Origin of the sequence: Shewanella colwelliana ATCC 39565, assembly GCF_000518705.1 — a bacterium.
GTDB classification, from domain to species: Bacteria; Pseudomonadota; Gammaproteobacteria; order Enterobacterales; family Shewanellaceae; genus Shewanella; species Shewanella colwelliana.
In genome coordinates, this window is the sequence record NZ_JAEC01000023.1 from 67,304 (window position 1) to 87,131 (window position 19,828).

Consider the following 19,828-nt stretch of genomic DNA (forward strand, 5'->3'; position numbering starts at 1 on the left):
GCTAGGGTGGGCATCTCTTACCTACTAGGTAAGAGATAGACTTGACTCCAAAAAAAACACCCAAGTATTTAAAATAATTTAGTTAGGCGTAACGGTATGACCTTTTATAAAACTTAGAGGCGTTTGCCCTGTTTGTTTTTTAAAAAAGGCAATAAATGCGCTGTCGGATGAAAACTCCAACCAATTGGCAACGTCGCAAACTTGCATTTCTCTAGAGAGCAATTCAATCGCTTTTAGCAAACGCCATTGCTGCCGCCAGTCTTGATAAGACATACCTGTTTCAGCCTTGAACAAGCGGGTGATAGTTTTTGTACTTGCACCTGATGAATGCGCTATTTGAGTAAGAGCTGGCACCAAATAAGATTCTTTAATCACTTGTTGGCAAAATGTCTTCAGGCGGCGATCTGACGGCAAGGGTAATTGAAAAGAAAGACGGTTAGCTGCATAAAATTCTTCCCAAAAAAGAGCTGTTGTATTTTTCATTTCACGTTCTGGTTTGAACCACTCCCAATGTGCCATTTTATCAATAAGCGCTTTTAGTAATGTTTCCACCTCAATCATAGTGATGCTCGTAGGGCACTCAAAAACTGAACAATTGAAGTATAGCGAGCGATATGCCACCACGTTCGTCATTATTGCTCGATGTTGGGTATATGGTGGAATCCAGACTGCCTTTGTAGGTGGTAAAATGCAGATTGAGTTCTCTAATGCGAAACTGATACATCCTTGAGGCGCATAGAGTAGTTGACCTTTCTTGTGCTGGTGCATGCCCGAGTCGTGTTTGCCTATATCGGCTGCTATGCCAACAACGCAACCAGTTAGTTTATCTGCATCGAATTGGATGTTTTCATCAATAATAGCCATTTGTCCGAATCTTAATGTTTTGGGTTTTAATGTTGTTAATGGGTAAATGGTAGCCTCATCTAAACTACGCGCCAAGTTAATTGATGAGTACACCAGATGAACACAAAACCTTCCTTATGGCTGATGGTAGTTATGTTGATGTTTCCGCAGATCGTAGAAACCATCTACAGCCCAGCTTTGGGCGCTATTGCCAAATCATTTTCCGTAAGCAACTCTCAAGCAGCGCAAACCATATCAATATACTTTTTTGCCTTTGCTATTGGTGTTGTTACCTGGGGAATATTGGCCGACAAACTAGGCAGACGGCCAACAATGATTATCGGTCTATTCATATATGCTAGCGCAGCAGTGGTTGCTATGAAAACTGAGAGCTTTGCCATCATACTAATCGCTCGGGCCGTTAGTGCATTTGGCATCGCTGTCGGCTCAATTGTGACACAAACTATGCTTCGTGATGCGTTTGGTGGCAAAGAGCTAAGTAAAGTGTTTAGCTTAATGGGAATAGGGATCTCAATCAGTCCTGTATTAGGAATGCTCTTAGGCGGAAAACTCAGTGCAACTGGCGGCCATCATGATGTTTTCTTCGCACTAGCAGCCATGGCTGTTATCTTATTGACTTACAACCTAGCCAAACTCCCAGAAACGCAGAAAGAGAAACAATCGCTACAATTATTCAGCCTAAGCCTTTGTATTATAAAGGATAAAAATGTTATGCTGTCGGCACTCTTGGTTGCACTGTATAACGTAGCGCTATTTTCTTACTACCAACTAGGCGCATTTATCTTTGTTGATCTCGGTTTTAATTCGAGTCTATTTGGGTACAGCGGTGTTGTATTAGGCATTGGAACCTTGCTCGGAAGCTATTTAAACAAAACTCTTCTGACAAGGAAAGCCTCTTTTCACACGCTACTATGGGTATCCGTTTCACTGCTAACGATTGGCGCTCTTGGGGTTTATTTGATACTAGATTCCATCTGGTTTCTCACCCCAATGATGCTTGTTGTCATTTCATTCAGTATTGCGATCCCAAATATACTGAGTGCAGCTTTGGTCAACTATAAACAGCAAACTGGAAGTGCTGGGGCGATCTTTGGATTACTCTATTACCTCATGATTGGAGCAGGATTGACGTTAGCCGGTGTGGTTCAGCATTTGGGTATTGTACTCGTAACATGCAGTGCTATGGCACTTGTAGCGACCATGTCATGGGTTGACTCGAGAGCTTCTAACTCAACCGTTAGGTAAATACATCAAGTTGAACCTAGTAACTGTACTTTAATAGCTATCTTCACCAAAAACGAACGATATAACAAATTAATTTAATTAATATCAGGTGATTGTTGTAACTATTCTAAATTCAGATACTTGCGTTTGCTCTTGTTGGAATTTACATCTTTTCACAATAACTTCTAAAAAATATAACTAATCTTAAAGATTTTGGTTAAGTAATCTCATTGTAAATTGATTTGTGACAAGAATTTAAGTGATATCGCTTGCTATGTTACTTAAAGGTTGGGTTCGGTAGTATTTGACTTGTATAAGCATGCCCTAATATCATCGATACTTTTTCCTTAAAGTAACCATTTCTATTAATAATTTGTTTGTATCTACGAGGTAAATATATCGATGTTAAAACCAAATTACGCATGGATAGTCATAAGCTGTTTTCTCGCTACAGGCTGTACAGCTAAACTGGGTAATGAAACATATAAGTTGAATCCTGAAACAATTCAAAATTATTTTAGTGATGAAGGATCTCCTGCTAACGATGTGAATAGCACTAGCACGCAAGAACCGGATAAGACAATTTTGACCTCAAGCCTCCCCTTAGAAGCAACGGTTATGACACTTCAGATATCAAAAGAAGGAAGCCAAGGTAAACACGTAAAGCTAAATGGCCGTAACGTTATCTTCTATTATGAAGCTTTTTCAAACATTTCTACTCCGGCACATATTTTAGCTCCCTTAGTATCAAAGGATTATAGGTACTCTACAGATGAGTTCACTCGTCACGATTTGTTGAAAGAGATAAAACCGTATATTAATAAGGAAATGGAAAAAGCTAAAGCCGCACAAAGAGTGATGGTTAAAGCAAAAGTTAATTTAGGTGAATATGATTTTGATAAATCAGCATTTGCTACAGGAATGGGCTCGTGGTCTTACATTCCATTCGATGATTATGTCGTTGCTTTTGAAAACGGAGAGCAATTCGAGTACCTCCCGTATGATCAAAATAAGGCACGTGAGCTTTCTGGCCATTTGAGAAAAAGCAGGGTAGTGACCGTAACTATATATGGAAAAGTAGTTGAAGCTACCGAGAAAACTTACAAAAACAGAGATAAGAAAGCTGTATTGATACAGGCAGAGCAGGTAAGCGTAGTGCTTGATGAAGCTTCCGCATATCAATCACGTAGTTACAATGACCACCTTGTTCCTGGAGGCGGTTGCAACTACGATTTTACATATTGCTGGTAATGGAAACGCCGATTGTTTATTAAGTTTGTACTGCCTGTAGAGATTTACGCTAAAGGAGTAGAACCTTTCCATTAGCACTTAACAGACGGTACATCTCTTTATGACATGGTGTGTTGCGGCGTAAGTATCTCTTTAAGCAAATGCAACAATCTGCCGAACAGACAGTAAACCTCTTCTTACTTTGTGTGGGAGGAGGTTATTTATTGTTTATGATACAAGAATCCTAACTTCTGCCCCAAAACGTTTTAGAACATCTCTAGCCCTTAGCTTAAGTACCTTTTAATTTGTAGTGGTCAACTAATATTGGCCACGATCTTAGAGTTTAACCAGAACAATCGTTCCGATTCATTGGGCGTCAGTCCGCCGTTATATTGATGTGGACGAAGCTGGCAGTAATATCCAATTATGTATCGTGTAATTTCGTTCTGAGCTTCTGTAAAATTACGATACCCTGTTGTTGGTATCCATTCTGTCTTAAGGCTCCTAAAAAAGCGTTCCATTGGACTATTATCCCAACAATCCCCACGTCGAGATAAACTTTGTTTGAGCTGGTATCGCCATAAAAGTTGTCGATATTTTCTGCTTGTATAGTGAGTCCCTTGATCGCTATGGAACATAACATCTTTAGGTTTACCACGACCTTCATAGGCCATCGTAAGCGCTTTGCCAGTTAAACGGCTATCAGGTGATAATGACATAGCCCAGCCAATCACTTTACGGGCGAATAGATCAATCACAACAGCTAAGTACATCCAGCGGTTACCTGCCCACACATAGGTGACATCACCAACCCAGACTTCATTCGGAGCTGTAACTGCGAATTGTCGACCTAGGTGATTAGGGGTTTCAATATGTTCTAGCGTGCCTTTTCGGTATTTGTGCTTAGGAACCTGACAGCTAACTATACCAAGCTCTTTCATCAACTTAGTGGCACGATAGCGGCTTAACGAGACACCTTGCTGGCTAACCATATCTGCAATGGTTCTAGCACCAGCCGACCCATTACTTGCAGTGTGTACTTCGCTAACTAGGCTCCGAAGTTTAACTTTATCGGCATTAATGGTTGTTGGCCGCTTTTTCCAATATTTGTAACTACTACGATGGTAATCCCCCCGAAAAACCACGGTGGTAAAAATTTCGCTCTTCTCCGTGGCCTCTGTGAACTCCGTGGTGAATAGCTTGGTCTTGGTCTTTAGCTATTTGGGGGAAGAGTAAAATCAGATACTTATTCTAATCCAATACAGGTTAACTAGAATCAATACTCTAAATCGTTTCTGTCCAAAAATGGGTTAGGGGACTTAACTCATTAGTGCCAAAGTGTACTAGCGTCTATTCTTCGCGACAGGACTATAACTTCGTATAGATATCAATCTGAACCCATTGGACCTAAAAGTTGCGGCCAACTTCACTGTTCTAGGGGCTTACCATACCTTTCATTTTGGAATAATCAGTAATCAGGCTGGTGATATAGAAAACCAGTGCAGAAAAGTACATTCCCGGTGCAATTGAAATTAACATTTTCCAAAGAGGTTGTCATAACGCTACGCGTATTCAACTCGGCAACCGTGCGGTATCAATGATTTCGTGCACGTAGCGACGCCTAATATTCAATCAATTCAATTGCCTTTCATCATTTGAACAATCTGAACTAAGGTCGAGAGACTATTAACTGTCAATGCTTGAATTGCGTCTTGATTCAGATTTTTCACCAAAAATTCCTTTTAAAATCAGATTTTCTGTAATCTATGAGTCCACTAGAATTTTCGAGATAAGTGGTTGTTTTAATGCAATTCATTTAAATTCAGATTTTCAGCGCAAAATCTGAAATTCAATGAACACTATACATATAGTTAGGACGGATACTAGGTAAATATCTTCTACTCTTAGTATTTAGTACCTATCAATTAGATAGTTCGTTTGTATGGCTAAACCTTGTGTGTTGTTTTCAGTGGGAAGCCCCAAGCTATCAAGACTCATGACTCGGATTGCAAGAAGTCGAACAGTGTGGGGCTTACCAATCTGCATCAATCATGTATTTGGCAATCGAGCCACCTTCTAAAAAGTTTTTTTCGTTCCATTCAAACTCAGATTTTAAGAGCTGAATCTGAGATTCAATAAACATTAGAACTGGTGCGAGATGCATCCGTTCTAACAGGGGGCTCCCCTTATGAAAATGGGGTGAATTTAAGGCTTATCTTGGCGTAAGAACTATACTTGAGTTTGATGTCTTGTCGGCACAAAACAATCGAATCTAAAAAAGGAGTGTTGACACTGTCTAAAAAGGGGAAATGTTCAATCAAATCTATAAATGCAAATCACCTTCTGGGTACTACAACTAGTCAAATGGGTTAGTAAGTAATCTGATGAAGCGTGAGTATTTAGTATTTAGCTACATTACAGTTAATTAGTGCCGGTAAACTGCAACATAAGTTAAAAACTTAGCTAGGCACGTTAACAATGAAAGTCTACTTAACTTGCCATGTTTTCGTTTTTCATAGTGCTTTACAATGATTTATCAGTTAATTATTTGTACTTGATAGGCTGTGAAGACAATGACTAATGAACTTGTGACAGGGCTTTATTTCAACGAACTTCATCACCGAATGTGGATCATGTATACGGAGCTTTATCCTGAGCCTATCGATGGTATCGACAAAGAGCGGTATGTGGGGCTATTAGAACAACTAAGAAAGACCAATGGAACGCGTTATGACATCTACAACTTGCTCCTATTCAAAGGAGAAACAGAATCACGTATTTTCGATGTTTTTGAAGCATCTGCGACTGAATAATGATCTATCTCAAGAACAACTTTGTATGCATTTAAGACAACACAGCAGCCTGTTTTATAACCTAGATACAATAACTGTCAGCCGCTGGGAAAGAGGGGTCAACATTCCATCGTTAGCTAAACAAGCTGAGATAGTAGAGCTATACGATAAGGAATTAACGAGCATATATAGTGCAGATCCTCTGTTTCTTAATGAATGCCGTACATTAGTCTCTATACCGAAATCCCAATCTACTAGGTCTAATCACCCCTACTATTCAAATGATGAATACGTGATAAAAACTATTGATATCAACGACGATAGCTTTTATCTCGTACTAAAAATGATAATGCGCTATGAGAACAATCCGAGCTTAATATTGAAGCCCCCTTTGGATTCGTTTCATGGGCTCCAAAACTTAAAAATCAGTATAGCAACAGCGTTTAACGGGCAGATTGTCGGTCATGGCCTTTTTTTAGAAACGTCTTCTCAAAACATATTTGAATTGGTCAACATTAAAAGCGATCTAAAAGCGTTGATTTCAGAGTTGCCAAATAAAACACCGGATGGAATGTTGGTTCTATCATCTGCGGGGGCGACCATCGAGTTAGAAAATAGCATTATGTCATCGTATATAAATCAATTTTCGAATAACAAAGGACTGAGGTACCTCTGCTTTAGTGTTTGTGACGATATCTTTATCAAAAAACTCCAAACTGCAAAGTTGGAGGCTTTCAAAGTTAGGAATATCGCTCTAGGCGACCAAAAAGTTTCAATACATTCATTCCTTTTAAGTCGTTCAGAGTTAATGGCAAATCGATTTTTGCTAAAGCTCGCGGTGATATCACCTAATCACTTAGCCAATTTTATTACAGAAAAAGATAACGGGTAACAACATTGAATATACTAATAGTTGATGATCAAGCCTTTATTCGTGCGTCCATTAAAAATGAACTCTTAGCCTTAGATAATGAGCACAATTTTAAAATTTTTGAAGCTGACGGTGGTAATGAAGCTATAAAGCTTATGGAGAAGCACGCTATTCATGGCCTAGAGGTTTTCGATTTGGTTATAGCTGATTTGAAAATGGACAACGGTGATGGTTTAGCTGTCATTAACCACCTGGCCACCACTAAAAATAAATCGATTCCATTAGCGATCATTAGCTCTTCAGATATTAGGACTTTGGAACTAATCAGTAATATTATTAACGGTTTTAATCTTAACTTTGTAGGGGTTTACCAAAAACCGCTTAAGGTAGGTGCTTTACTTAAAGACCTTGTTCAACATCGTGACAAGAAAGAAGATTTGCCAAAGGTAGGCTCACAGGTTTTGTGCAATGAATACAACATCACAGAACTACTTAATGAAGATAACTTATTTCTTTGCTATCAACCAAAGATTGAGATAATAAGCGGTAAAATAGTCGGTTTTGAGGTACTTGCAAGGCTATGTGTCAAAGGTGATGGTTTTATATACCCAGACAAGTTCATCCCTTTAGCTGAAAGAGCTGGGTTAAACTGTCAATTAGCGAAGTTAGTGCTAAATCAAGCACTCTCACAATGGCAATTGTTTCCAATTTTAAAAGATTACAGCCTGTCCGTTAACATCAGTGCCAGTGACCTACTATCTATAGACTTTATTGACTATGTAATCGAAAAACACTTAAATACCTCAGATATTAAGCTAATGCTTGAGCTAACTGAATCTCAAGATACGATAAACCAAGACAAAACCCTTCAGGCACTCGCAAAGCTAATCATTAACAACATCCCGATTTCTCTTGATGATTTTGGAAAGAGTTATTCAACTTTTGACCGTTTAGATAGCATTCCATTTGATGAAATTAAAATCGATAAAGATTTTGTTTCAGATCTCGACAGCAATAATCAGCATTTAGTAATTGTAGAGTCAATTATTGCATTAGCAAACAAGCTAAACGTTAATGTTGTTGCCGAAGGAGTCGAAACTGCAGCTGTTCTGAAACAGCTCAAAAATTTGGGTTGCGATACAGCCCAAGGATATTATTTTAGCCCCCCAATAGAAGGGCGGCATTTGCTTAACTGGATTAACGAATATAATCTTCGTGATGAGGAGAACTATGCAGCCTGCTAATTCACATATGCTACTTAAAATAAAAGATTTTTTTAATCATTATGACAATCAAACTAAAGCCAAAATGTATAGTCTTTTAACTGATGAATTGTCGTCACTGCTTGAAGGAGTACATTTGTTAGGTTCAGAGCAGCAAACGGAGCTCAACGACCTACAACATAAATTCAAGGGTATTTGTCGGTATCTCAAAATTGAGAATGAAATCTTTTGCTACGACAGCGTAAGCAAGATTGATCTTTTATCGAGTTTGTATGCTTTACAAAACCTACTAGAGGAAATTAAGCTTGAGACCTTGTAATTTAGCATGTATATCTTTACTTGCTGGACTGCTGTTTACGATAGCAATCAATGCTCTTTTGTGGAACCATTCACGAAGCGAAATAATGAAACAGCATCAAAGAAAGGTCGATGCTGTATTCAATTCATCGAAAGATATGTTGTTACAGCATCGAATCATAATAGATGCGCTAAGGTCATTCTTTAATGCTTCATCAGAAGTAACAAATGCGGAATTCTCTCTCTTTTCAAAAGATCTTCTAAAAATAAAGTCAGCTGTAGCATTCACTCTTACGCCAGAGCTTATCCCGGCCTTTATTTCAGATCCAGATTATGCCGATGTGATCCGAACTGGTGCAGTAACAAAAATAAATAACAGGGTTGATAAATATATATTAAATGGGTTTGAAACAATTCTCATACCAATTGATGAGCCCAAAATGCCATATCTTATTTACGCCATATCTCACGAACGAATCCAGCAAAAGATTGATCTAAATATCGATATGTGTGAACACTTTATTTTGGGCGAAAAGAAGCTTGATAACATTGGTTGTTCTGTTATTAAACAGAGTAGATTAGCGGGAATACTTAATTCCCATACAGAACAGAAGCTTCAACTCAAACAGTATGATGTAAGCTATACATTAACAGTAGACACAATACCTACAAGGAAAGAACTACTTGAGATGATAGGGCTTGTACTTGCCACAAGTATACTAGGTGTCTCATTTTCATTATTGCTGTTCTATATTATCCAAAATCGCATTAAATCTGATAGAGAAAGAACGGAAACAGATTCAAAATTTGCACTGTTATCTACGCTCAACCATGAAATACGAACTCCTATCAATGCTGTTTTAGGTTATGCACAAATGCTGAAAAACATGAAATCATGTAACAATGAAGGACAAGTCACGTTAGATAAAATTATCTGGTCAGCAAATTTGCTGAACAGTGTTGCACAGAACACTTTGACATATACAAAAGCAGTTTCAGGACCTTTAGTGTTGCATTACGAAGATGTTGACCTAAAAGAATATCTAGTAAATATTAAAGATTATTATCAGGCACTTAGCGGTACTCACAAGAAAAGTCTGATTCTCGACATAGATGATTTACCTCAAAATTTTTTTGCCTTTGATACGACAAAGTTCTTTCAGTTGATCACTAACTTTATCAACAATGCATTTAAATATAGCAGTGGTCACACTGTGATAGTCAAAGTCAGCATTAAGCCAAATAAAAAGCACCTAGATACTGAAAAATTGTCAGCTGATAATGAAGTAGATGGGTATATAAGGGTCGCTGTAAAAGATTTCGGTAAGGGCATGTCGCCTGAATCCAAGTTAGCATTAACCAGACCGTTTACAATTGATAGCCAAAGTGCCACCGCTTTAAAGTCTGGCATAGGTATTGGGTTATACACTTGTAAGAAAGTGATAGAAAGCGTTGGTGGATCAATCAAAATTCGAAGCCAGTTGGGCAAAGGGACGTTAGTTTTATTCAAGTTTCCATACAAAAAATCAACAACTAAACTAGAAATAAAGGAGACAACTGAATACACAACAAATCCCCTAAATCAAATAACTAATAGTCGAGAGTATAAAGCTAAATCTAATGATCAAGGCTTAGATAAACGAGTGATATTAGTTGATGACAACCTATTTAACCTTGAAGTATGTAAGGCAATGCTTGAGACTGCAGGATTTATAGTATATCCCGTAGAAAACGAGAGCGATTTGTTCAATTTATTAAAAGATCTGAACATTAAGCCAGAGCCTCAAACTAACCAAGACCACGCGAACCTCATTGTGCTGATGGATTATAAACTAGCAGATACTGATGGGCTGTCAATCATTAGAACAATGAAAAATAGGGGATATTGGCAAATACGATACTTTATTTTGTCTGCTAATACTAAAGACGAAATACCTAATTCGGAGTCATTTAAAGACATCGACTTTCTTCAGAAACCATTAGAATTAGAAATCTTAAAAGCTAGATTGAAGATACTTTAAAGTGGTTGTTTTATTTCAATGAACACTATACATATAGTTAGAACAGTTGCTAGGTAAATATCTTCAACTGTTAGTAGTTAGCACCTATCAATCAGAGAGTTCGTTTGTATGGGGAAACCTGGTGTGTTGTTATCAGTGGTAAGCCATTTGGCCATTACACTCGGCGCAGCCCAAAGGGCATTAAAGCACGTGGTTTCGTTGTCTTGTGCCAACAAACCTCTAGCCTGCGCCTCATACGATGTTCTTGTTCATCAGCTCGCGGCTTCCTTAAGACCAATCCTCGCGGACAAACCCTTGCAATTTGCTAGTAGTTAACTTTAAATAACAGCATGTTATTTAACGCTGACCTTCCTACGAGGACTTTCACTTCATTTGTTCATGCCCATGCTGGGCGTACACAATCAACTACAGCCGACGCCAAACGATGTCTCGCTGATTAGGGCGTTATGTGCAAGGAGGTACATATGAAGCTTCTAGTATTTTTTGCTTTGGGGCTTATTTTTGGGTGTTCTAGTGTGACTAACTCAATTCAAAACCGGATTGCTAGCGACGTAATGACAGACATTTCTGATTCAAAGGTCGGTTACGGAACCCTACAATGTAATAAAGTGAGGTCGAGCTGTCGTGGAGAAGAAGAATACACTGAGTGGGAGCAAGGTGACGGTACTCTCGGCTGCTCATGCAGCCCTTAAGTTATCTGTTCACTGTGCTTTCAGCCTACACATAACAAGCCCAATCGGAAATGCGCACTACGTACGCAGGGGCTAGTTTCGCTTGGCCCCTGTTGGGGCGTTACTTGGTTCTGGAGTATCAGAAATGAATAAGGATCCTTCAAAAATCCATTTTACTAAATTTGGACTATGTTTCTACTCAATAATAGTGTTAGTTATGTTTTATGGTTTCGCACAATCTACGTTATCACCAGACTCAGCACTAGGTGCGCTAACAACGTCGACTTATGGTCTTCTTGCTTGGTCGTTTTTAGTCGCCAGTATTGCAGGCATCTTAGAACTGGTTTTAAAGAAATATGGTATTAAAACTCTGTATCATTCCAAGTAACCATATAACAAGTACGAATGAGTATTCTAAAATATCTAGCATCTCAGTTTTTGGTAAGCCTCTAGCTACCTAGAAACAGACTAGTTCACTCTTGACTCACTATTTCCCACTCAACACATATGCGACCAAACATGCAGATTAAAAATTTATAGATATTATGTTTTAAAAACATGTTGATAAGTGTATATTTTCGTCATCAATAGAGAATGGACTCCCTAATGTTAGACAGTGGCATTAATTACTATGAAAAGCTTTTTCTATCCCTGAAAGGGAAGGCTTTATCTGAATGTGCTTATCAGCTAGTCATTGAAGCCTATCTATATCGCCCCCCACCTAAACCCAGTAAAGCACTGGTAAGCCCCTAGAACAATAGACACTTCATAGAGTTATATGGACTGCCCCGAGTCTTATGGACAAATTTCACCTAAGCATCACTGAACAGCAATAGAAAAACGGTTGGTCCTCAATGCGCTTTCTCTATTTCCGCGTCATTCAGAGTGATCCTTTCTACGAGAGCACCTGACGCTTGAGCGGTAGATGATAGGTCATCTAAAACACTTGCAGTGTAAATGCTCATGCCACCTTCAAAATCTTTTGGCAACAAGTAAACCGTACCTGATTGCTGCGGCCAAACAAAGTGATCGCCGTTATCCACTAACTGCGATTTATCTGTAGCACCTGATGATAAGCGCCACCTATCTCCTAAGCGCCAAGAACTAAAGATCTTGTACCAGATTGTGTCGTCTGTATCTGTTACTTTCAGCACGACCCAACCTTCAGATGTGATTTCCATAATTTATCCTCTACTTGTTTTACTCTATGGGTCCGATTCGAACAGCATCTGTCGCTTACTCAGTCAATTAAGCTGCCGAGTTATCCCATAGAACCAGTTGCTTGCTTTCGAGTTGTTGTCGTAAGGCCAGCACATCTTCAAAACAGCATTGCTCATGCCCACCATGCATCCAGACGCGAGGAGGGCGTAGCTGACCTGTCTTACGCAAACGTTTCAGTGCCAGCTCCGATAGCCCGGTCAACTTCATTGCTTTCTTGAACGATATATTTTGCGGGGCAAATTGTGTGAATCTGCTTTGCCCAAAGACTTTCAGTGCATCAGCGTTAACATGTATTGAGTGATGCAAATCTACGCTAGCAATGCACTTTGCGTGCAACACCCCACACTTCATCCCTAATAGTACGTCGACCATATCAAGTGCATAGTAATCTAAAATACCACGGAGTTCTGATAGAGACTGGGGCTGCGACACGTCAGCATTGGCTCGCTTTAACATAGAGAGGATCAAGGTGAGATCGACGTCAGCGCCAATATGTATTCTATTGTGCGTATGTGGTATCAAGCCTTCTTCTTGTAACAACTTTAACGCCTTTATATTGGTCGTGAGCAACTTATTCGCATCCGGCACTGAAACCATAAACTTACCCGGAAGGGAGGTCTGCTCTGTGTTGGGTAATTCGGCTTTCAGTAGCTGACTGTTCTTCCAGTCGCCGGTGGCATTAACCAACATACTTGCGCCGTGATTACGAAACGATGCAGGGAGGGAACTCGGCATACTGTTTGCCATGACACTCAGCCATTGCTTCGCTGTTTCGCTATCGCTCAATAATTTGTAGCCTTGGTTTACCTCCTGTTCTAATGAAGTAAACGTTGGCCATGTCGATACGCTGATTGTCATCGAGTATGTATTTCGCGCGAAGTGACTCGCCAGTATGCAATCCGATACTTGTTGCTCGGTGAGCTCTAAGGGAAACTCTGGCCCAGGAGGCGAGACTAATCGTTTGCCGCAGTCTCTATTCGTACATCGACCATCAAGTAAGCCCAGCTCCCAGTTCAGAGCGGTGTCACAATGCGTGCAACGCTCGATGAACCCTTTGTTATGTTTGGTACATTTCACCACAAATGGGTTTTGTACCTCCAGGTGCACAAATTTTGCCTCATCAATACAATCAAGGCACACGCGTGCTGTCAGTAGCCGATTATTCTTGAACAGTGGGTTAAATACCTCACTGAGCGAATTTGGATGGCTGAGTTCCTGTAAACGCCCTAACACTAGCTTTGAGTAATTCGTTCCTTTAACCAGCCACTGAATACGTGTCGATTTGAGGAAGGAGCCTAAGTATTGGAGCCCATTTCGTTGGGCAAATCTTAGCGCGTACCCGATACCAGACTCATTTGGCAGGCATAGAGGTTGGATACCCATGTTCAGCCCTCCATTCGTTAACCCATACTTTGTGCTTTTCGACCACAAGTGTTGCATCTATGGCGTTATAGTCTTGCTCATTGAAAGGGTTAGCCTCACAAGGGCAATTAAGGTCAAAACTCTCTTTTAGCGCATCTAATAACATGATGCGATCGCGAACATATGAAAAGTCATAGCCTTTGAATAATTTGTCCAAGGTACCGAAGTGACCATTGATATAAGCAAGATTCAAACGTGTGATAAGTTCACGTTCGTTGTTTTGCAGCAACGGCAGATTTTCTCTTGCCATGAAATAATTAAAAACATTTAACGACTCTTTACTAATCGGAATAATTTGATGCAATTTCACCGGTTTTATCATGCGGCGTGACAATTGCTCATCATCGTCATAATCCTTTTTAGTTGTACCGAATGTCATTAATCGGTTGGCGGCTTGGGTCCCCATGAACACAATCGGTACGCCCGATTTATCAAGCATGCTCGCGAAACACTTCAGCATTTGTTGCGTCTTTATCCCATCATTTTTAGGCAGGGTATGTTGAACTTCATCAATGATGAGTAGCTCAACTTCAAGTTCGACCAATAATTGATTGAACTGAGCAAATAGTTCAATAAAGTCTACCGCCTTCCTTGGGAGTGGAGCGCCCATCCGCATGATTATTCCGCGAAGTAACGCACTGGGGCTGTTCGTTTCGATTGCCACTTCATGATGCAATACAGGAATAGTGACTTTCTCTTCACTCTCGCGTCCCTTCATCTGACTCGCGTATGTTTCCGCGAGTAGCGTTTTACCGATGCCTGATGGCCCCGTAATGAGAAGTCCCAGCTTCTTAGCTTGATGCGTAAAATTGTAATGCACATGATTCATCGCTTTCCATGCTGCTTTTAGCGTGCAATGTTTAGCAATGTTATCAGGCATATCAATGCTATTTAACTCGGCCATCAGTCGTTCCATAAATCTTCAGCGCCCTCATCATAATTATCGTTCGGTTGGTGATGTCTCTGTTTTGTTTCGCTATGCTTCGGTTTGTCTTCTACAACCGCAATGTTTGCATCATATTCCGTGCGCTCATTGACCACTTTTTCGTTTGAACGTTGGATGCGCTCCGCTGCGGAGAGGTTAGCGGCATTATTGACCTCATAAGAATGCACGGGCTTACCAGAGCGCTTTTTCCTGACCTTGACGGTTTGTAGGACGCTTTCAACTTGATTGGTTACTTCGCCTTTATGTGCTTGCATATAAACACTGAATGACTTCGGTTTGTGACCATTAAGCTCTTCAAATGAAACAGGGAAGGGCATATCATCGAGCTCTCGGTTGGGAACCACTAAACAAATGTCTGCCTTTGTTTTCGGGTGCTTACCGATAACGGTCACATAGCGAGCATCGAATGGACAATACTGAATCGAAACCGAAGGCAGCTCATTGCCGTAGGTCTTCATCTGGCTGTAGAGGTCTTTTAAATCTTTGCTACTGAAAATCTGGTTGTAGCAAGTAATATAGCCACTGGCCTGTAACTTGTGTTGACTCGGTTTTAGGTATACATGAAACGCAGAGACGACATGGTCATAATTATCTCGCTTAGATGAGCGCATCATCGCCTTTGTATCCCAACGTTCTTGCGGTGTTTCGCCAGTCATACTGTGCTTGGTATTGACATATTCACTCAAGAACCTATTGAGGTGCTTTTTAAAATCACTCACGAACATGCTTGCGAGTTGTTTTGGTTGTTTGCTTTGTTGTTCTTTTCCCGTCCTAGGAGGTAGGTACCCGGGAACACCGATGACACGCTCGCCATTTGCTAAGGTGACTTGATAGCCCTCAAAGAATTGCTTACGCAATGTATTATTGAACGACTCAACAAAGGGCTTCATCGTTGGCCTATTTGCTGGGTTATGCTTAAGGTTTATTACCAAGTTATTGCAAAGTTTACGCATGATGCTGTTGTTAAAGCCCGCTCCGTTATCTGTGACAAGTTCAAATGGCCTCCCTTTTGCGGGTAAGAACTCATCCGACTCAAAAGTACTTCTTAGCAGATTGGTCACCGACTCTTTGTTTTCACCTTGCCCGAACTCTACAACAACACCAATGGGATAACGCGAGTACGCATCCATCGCGACATAAATCCCCATATTCTCAGTGATCTCCCCAGTGTCATCATCGATTAAACGAAGCGTTGGGCACATTCTGTCCACTTCTACGCGCTCAAGTGGGAAGTCGGTTTTTATTCGTTTACCGATAGTGTTCAGTAACTGATTTCGTTCAGCGTCGGATGTAGCATCGTTATTTAACTTGTTATAGTGTTCGCTATAGGTTTTTAAACGACGAAGGTAGGTGCTGTAGCTTGCTAATTGGATCGTCTCATCATTGACCTTCTTTACATCATCTTTATACGCTCTGTAACACGCTTTCTTATTGTCATGGACGCCATCACACCAGTCTTTGATGATGCGACTTATCATGAACTCTTCAGATTCAGTACTGAGTCGTGTTGAAGACTTGCGCTTTTTGGGCATCAGCACATTGTTGTCGTAACCATTTTTGACCCATTGGTGCCAATACGCATTAATTGTCGTTTTAGCGGGCATGTTCGGATAGACAAGTTCAGGGTGTCTTTCAATCAACACCGCTTTCAAGCGTTCATACGCTTCTTCTGTACTAGGCTTCAGTTCCCCATTGCTGTTATCAACAATTTCACACAGGGTCTGTACATAGAGCATTTTGCGCTGATGCGCTTTTTTCTGCCTATCATTCAGTACACGATGCACTGGCGGGGGCAGTATTTCAGTAAGTTCACCTTGTTCAAGCTTCTCGTGGAACTCCTCGGACTTTAGATAAACACTTTGTTCTGTTTCATGCTCACCTTTAAGCAGGATAGAATCACTATCTTGATACACAGACGTGAGAATAACGCCTGTGGATGCTTGGTATTGAGTGTTACAGAGCCTTGCCAGCATTGTTATTGCGCCCTCACGAGTTGAGTTGAAGGGCCAAAAATCACACATTCATCATACTTAAAGACTTTGATTGCAATGAGTTCATAAATAGCGGCCGCAGGGTCTTCAAGGTCATCACTTAGCAGCCGATAAAGCTCTGCGTATGTTGTAACATCAGGCAGTTGGCTAACATCAACGTGTTCAAGCTCAGTGGCATTTCGGTTCATGACGATCATTTGTATGTTTTTACCCACGACCATTGGAAGTTCGGCTTCATCTACCAGAAGAAATGACGATGAGGTCGTTTCATTGATGTATTGCTCGGCAGCATCAAGCTTCTTGAGATACTCATCATTAATAAAAGCGTTATGATGAACTTCGACATAGATTGAAGTCCCATCATGATTGACGACAAGAAAGCCAGGCGTATAGCGACATTTCTTACCGTCCACATTGACGTGCATACTCTCAGGTTGTGTGGCATATGCTTTCACCTCAGGTGAAAGTTCTAACTTGTTAGCGTAGGTCTGCTCAAGAAAAGAATCGATGAAGACTGATTGCTCATTCTTGTGGCTGAACATCCATGTAATATTGCGTCCTTTTCGCATATTGGGTACACGTTTAGTCATGTTTAGCTCTCAACTAGCTCTTAATGATTGAATAATAGCCGAACCGGGCAGAGTGCAAGTTTCGGGGTATCTACAACATCAAACTCGTCATTTCAAAAAAATTTGCTTCAAAAAATTGATTTGAATTTTTTTGAATTTTTAGAAATCGCTTAAGTATTCGTATTAAGTCAGAAAAGCGTTCACTGAAACACCCAACATTTAAAATTTTTGTAGAAAAATATTTTTTTGGAATTGCAAAATTTTTTTTGAAAACCACCTCTCAAAAAAAACATTACCTCATTGTTATAAAACAGGTTTATAGTCAAATTATCGCGCGAAACACTTTGTTACAAATCAAATTAAGTTTTATTCTCAAGAGGCACCCACTCAACAACCTATCAGTAACTTAGGCCTTATGCAGCAGCGACTTATCCGTCAATAGCTGATTTGATTTTCATCGGCTATTTTCAGCATCTAAAACCAAGCATTAATTATTGTTAATCTTTGTCAAACTTCTCCAAACAACTGTATACATGTAGTTTTTGTAACATTAATTACCCCCATTTATTGATTTACAGCACTAAGAAAGAGGTCTAACCGTGGGTTTTTCCGTCATGGCACCAGTAAACCGCCATCCCGCTTAACGCCACTAATGATGAAAAGGATTCATAGCTAGTGTTAACGGTTACATCTCAGGCTCATCACCATGAAATAATTGAGGTTTATCGCTTCTGTGGCGTCAGTGAACGTTTCTTACGTAGCAGTGATGGGCGTGCTATCAGCAACTGATTTGCGGGATATCGTGCCAATTGGTTGTGTATTGAGGGGTGAGCATGTCTCGGCGCATTCGCCATTTGGGCGCAATGCCTTGTCCGGCAACAAACAAAGCATCGGTGCCATAGCGATTGTTAAGCGCATCCAGCACATTCATGAGCGCAGGGCTTTTAGGTTGGGCGAATAAGTCATGTTGGTAGTGGGCTTCGTTGCACAAATCAATCAGCCCGACACCCACCTTGTAGTAGCGCACGCCATGTTGGAACCGCGACTCACACAGACTCACTGCGGCCTTAACGAGTTCACAGGTATCATTCGTTGGACTAGGTAAGCGCACAGTGACTTTGAATCCACAGGGCTGTTCATCAAAAGGCGAGTTGCTGGCAAACACCAGCATGGCATTGCACAATGAACCTTGGTGTCTCGCTTTGGCGGCGGCTATCGCGGCGTGCTTGGTGATGGCCTGTAATAGGGATGCTTTGTCCATGATGCGCTGTCCCATGCTTCTGGTCGAGAATATCTGCAACTTATCAGCACGGGCTTCATCCCATCCCTTACAGGGTACGCCGTTTAGCTCACGGACGGTTCGCTCCACCTCAATATTAAATTGTTGGCGAGCAATGCCGGGCGCTAAGCGTGCTAACTCAAGCGCCGTGTTGATATTCATCGCTGACAGCCGCTTGGCAATACGTTTACCGACCCCCCACACATCGCTGGTTGCCATCTGCCCCAACACGAACTCTCTTTCGCTGTGACTGGAGATGGCGCACACACCGTTATAGCCAGGGAGCTTCTTAGCAGCATGATTAGCCGCTTTGGCCAAGGTCAGTGATTCCCCCATGCCGACGCACACAGGTAACCGCGATTCTTTCCAGACCGCTCGCCGTATCCGCGCGGCTTGAGTGATTAAGCAGGGAATGGCTGGGTAACAGTGTTTAAACGACAGAAAGGACTCATCAATACTGTAAATGTGCTGCTCTGGGGCAAAGCGACCGATGATTTCCATCATGGCGGATGAAAGCGAGCCATAGAGTTCATAGTTTGAGGAGAGCGCTATCACGCCTTTACGCTCGCACAGCGACTTAACCTGGAAGTAGGGGACAAACTTAGCTATCCCTGCTTCTTTAGCTTGGCGATTGGCGGCCACAATACAGCCCACTGTTACGACTAGATTGTGACCAATTGTGTGAATTTACATTAATAACAACCTAATAGATTTTATGTCGATCTTTTACTCATTATCATTCTAATTTGAGAAAAGTGAGCAACATCAAGCTTAATTTTCACACATAAATAATAATCACGATTTAAGTGGCACTTCTTTTTTTAATGATATAAATCATTATCTTTCAGTTTTAAAATTCTGCAAGTGGCACTTTTATCTTAACATTAGATTTATTTATGGAATATCTGTTGGTGAAAGAAGTTAACTGCTAATGAGATTTTAGAAAGGGGAGGATGTTGTCAGCCCGAATTCAGATAATAAGTGCACCACTCATGGTTAAACGGTGAGGAGAGATCAACTGCCTGTTGGTGATACTCTGTAGTCGCCAAACAAACATGAGTAGTTGCCATGAATTACAAGCAGTTGATCGAGGGACAACGATACCAGATTGAAGCCTATTTACGCGAGGGTTTCAGTTATCGGGAGATAGGAAAACGTCTGAAAGTAAGTCACAGCACAATCAGCCGGGAAGTCAATCGCAATCGAA

15 protein-coding genes and 2 pseudogenes are annotated in these 19,828 nt (G+C 40.8%); 9 read left to right on the top strand and 8 right to left on the bottom strand.

Annotation, left to right across the window (positions count from 1 at the left end):
• Window positions 1-78 precede the first annotated feature (78 nt).
• Window positions 79-864, bottom strand: coding sequence for an AraC family transcriptional regulator (locus L876_RS0111280; protein ID WP_028763915.1), 786 nt, complete (start codon window positions 862-864; stop codon window positions 79-81).
• 96 nt (window positions 865-960) lie between these two features.
• On the opposite strand from L876_RS0111280, the gene L876_RS21605 reads away from it, so the two are divergent.
• Together L876_RS21605 and L876_RS0111290 are read left to right on the top strand one after the other, a co-directional pair.
• Window positions 961-2,109 (top strand): multidrug effflux MFS transporter, encoded by a 1,149-nt coding sequence (locus L876_RS21605; protein WP_051413090.1) that lies wholly within the window; start codon window positions 961-963, stop codon window positions 2,107-2,109.
• A gap of 381 nt (window positions 2,110-2,490) precedes the next feature.
• Window positions 2,491-3,339, top strand: coding sequence for a DUF4852 domain-containing protein (locus tag L876_RS0111290; RefSeq protein ID WP_028763916.1), 849 nt, complete (start codon window positions 2,491-2,493; stop codon window positions 3,337-3,339).
• Between the two features lie 293 nt (window positions 3,340-3,632).
• Here L876_RS0111290 and L876_RS0111295 read toward each other — a convergent pair.
• A pseudogene (locus L876_RS0111295) lies at window positions 3,633-4,442 on the bottom strand (IS3 family transposase); the annotation flags it as partial.
• Between the two features lie 1,449 nt (window positions 4,443-5,891).
• On the opposite strand from L876_RS0111295, the gene L876_RS22755 reads away from it, so the two are divergent.
• The 6 genes from L876_RS22755 (at window position 5,892) to L876_RS0111325 (ending at window position 11,214) form a co-directional block, all read left to right on the top strand.
• Window positions 5,892-6,131, top strand: coding sequence for a hypothetical protein (locus L876_RS22755; RefSeq protein ID WP_156029415.1), 240 nt, complete (start codon window positions 5,892-5,894; stop codon window positions 6,129-6,131).
• A 25-nt stretch (window positions 6,132-6,156) separates the two neighbouring features.
• Window positions 6,157-7,002: an XRE family transcriptional regulator gene (locus L876_RS0111305; RefSeq protein WP_211237660.1), complete on the top strand. Its 846-nt coding sequence runs from the start codon at window positions 6,157-6,159 to the stop codon at window positions 7,000-7,002.
• A gap of 5 nt (window positions 7,003-7,007) precedes the next feature.
• The gene (locus tag L876_RS0111310) at window positions 7,008-8,225 is read left to right on the top strand and encodes an EAL domain-containing response regulator (RefSeq protein ID WP_028763919.1); all 1,218 of its coding nucleotides are present in this window, start codon (window positions 7,008-7,010) and stop codon (window positions 8,223-8,225) included.
• A complete protein-coding gene (locus tag L876_RS0111315) occupies window positions 8,212-8,523 on the top strand; it encodes a hypothetical protein (protein WP_028763920.1) in 312 nt (103 codons plus the stop codon). Before L876_RS0111310 ends, L876_RS0111315 begins: the two co-directional genes overlap by 14 nt.
• Window positions 8,524-8,608: 85 nt before the next feature.
• A complete protein-coding gene (locus L876_RS0111320) occupies window positions 8,609-10,522 on the top strand; it encodes a hybrid sensor histidine kinase/response regulator (RefSeq protein WP_211237661.1) in 1,914 nt (637 codons plus the stop codon).
• A gap of 464 nt (window positions 10,523-10,986) precedes the next feature.
• Window positions 10,987-11,214, top strand: coding sequence for a hypothetical protein (locus tag L876_RS0111325; protein WP_028763922.1), 228 nt, complete (start codon window positions 10,987-10,989; stop codon window positions 11,212-11,214).
• A gap of 830 nt (window positions 11,215-12,044) precedes the next feature.
• Here L876_RS0111325 and L876_RS21610 read toward each other — a convergent pair.
• The 6 genes and pseudogenes from L876_RS21610 to L876_RS21615 form a co-directional block, all read right to left on the bottom strand.
• Window positions 12,045-12,374: a hypothetical protein gene (locus L876_RS21610; RefSeq protein WP_051413091.1), complete on the bottom strand. Its 330-nt coding sequence runs from the start codon at window positions 12,372-12,374 to the stop codon at window positions 12,045-12,047.
• Between the two features lie 67 nt (window positions 12,375-12,441).
• On the bottom strand, window positions 12,442-13,797 hold the full coding sequence (locus L876_RS0111345; RefSeq protein WP_028763924.1) for a hypothetical protein: 1,356 nt from the start codon (window positions 13,795-13,797) through the stop codon (window positions 12,442-12,444).
• Complete coding sequence (locus L876_RS0111350) at window positions 13,766-14,752, bottom strand: ATP-binding protein (RefSeq protein WP_081730686.1); 987 nt, start codon at window positions 14,750-14,752, stop codon at window positions 13,766-13,768. The genes L876_RS0111345 and L876_RS0111350 overlap by 32 nt, the downstream gene beginning before the upstream one ends.
• Complete coding sequence (locus tag L876_RS0111355; protein ID WP_028763926.1) at window positions 14,740-16,755, bottom strand: integrase catalytic domain-containing protein; 2,016 nt, start codon at window positions 16,753-16,755, stop codon at window positions 14,740-14,742. The genes L876_RS0111350 and L876_RS0111355 overlap by 13 nt, the downstream gene beginning before the upstream one ends.
• A gap of 2 nt (window positions 16,756-16,757) precedes the next feature.
• On the bottom strand, window positions 16,758-17,363 hold the full coding sequence (locus L876_RS0111360) for a TnsA endonuclease N-terminal domain-containing protein (RefSeq protein WP_028763927.1): 606 nt from the start codon (window positions 17,361-17,363) through the stop codon (window positions 16,758-16,760).
• A 757-nt stretch (window positions 17,364-18,120) separates the two neighbouring features.
• Window positions 18,121-19,272, bottom strand: a pseudogene (locus tag L876_RS21615) (Y-family DNA polymerase); the annotation flags it as partial.
• A 417-nt stretch (window positions 19,273-19,689) separates the two neighbouring features.
• Here L876_RS21615 and L876_RS22485 point away from each other — a divergent pair.
• Window positions 19,690-19,828: helix-turn-helix domain-containing protein (locus L876_RS22485; RefSeq protein ID WP_156029416.1), on the top strand; the 139-nt coding region annotated here is incomplete at its 3' end.

What these genes read in the sequence shown, in the direction of transcription:
- L876_RS0111280 (WP_028763915.1), bottom strand. Translation starts at nt 864, where the DNA reads ATGGCTATTATTGATGAAAACATCCAATTCGATGCAGATAAACTAACT.
- L876_RS21605 (WP_051413090.1), top strand. Translation starts at nt 961, where the DNA reads ATGAACACAAAACCTTCCTTATGGCTGATGGTAGTTATGTTGATGTTT.
- L876_RS0111290 (WP_028763916.1), top strand. Translation starts at nt 2,491, where the DNA reads ATGTTAAAACCAAATTACGCATGGATAGTCATAAGCTGTTTTCTCGCT.
- L876_RS22755 (WP_156029415.1), top strand. Translation starts at nt 5,892, where the DNA reads ATGACTAATGAACTTGTGACAGGGCTTTATTTCAACGAACTTCATCAC.
- L876_RS0111305 (WP_211237660.1), top strand. Translation starts at nt 6,157, where the DNA reads ATGCATTTAAGACAACACAGCAGCCTGTTTTATAACCTAGATACAATA.
- L876_RS0111315 (WP_028763920.1), top strand. Translation starts at nt 8,212, where the DNA reads ATGCAGCCTGCTAATTCACATATGCTACTTAAAATAAAAGATTTTTTT.
- L876_RS0111320 (WP_211237661.1), top strand. Translation starts at nt 8,609, where the DNA reads ATGAAACAGCATCAAAGAAAGGTCGATGCTGTATTCAATTCATCGAAA.
- L876_RS0111325 (WP_028763922.1), top strand. Translation starts at nt 10,987, where the DNA reads ATGAAGCTTCTAGTATTTTTTGCTTTGGGGCTTATTTTTGGGTGTTCT.
- L876_RS21610 (WP_051413091.1), bottom strand. Translation starts at nt 12,374, where the DNA reads ATGGAAATCACATCTGAAGGTTGGGTCGTGCTGAAAGTAACAGATACA.
- L876_RS0111345 (WP_028763924.1), bottom strand. Translation starts at nt 13,797, where the DNA reads ATGGGTATCCAACCTCTATGCCTGCCAAATGAGTCTGGTATCGGGTAC.
- L876_RS0111350 (WP_081730686.1), bottom strand. Translation starts at nt 14,752, where the DNA reads ATGGAACGACTGATGGCCGAGTTAAATAGCATTGATATGCCTGATAAC.
- L876_RS0111355 (WP_028763926.1), bottom strand. Translation starts at nt 16,755, where the DNA reads ATGCTGGCAAGGCTCTGTAACACTCAATACCAAGCATCCACAGGCGTT.
- L876_RS0111360 (WP_028763927.1), bottom strand. Translation starts at nt 17,363, where the DNA reads ATGACTAAACGTGTACCCAATATGCGAAAAGGACGCAATATTACATGG.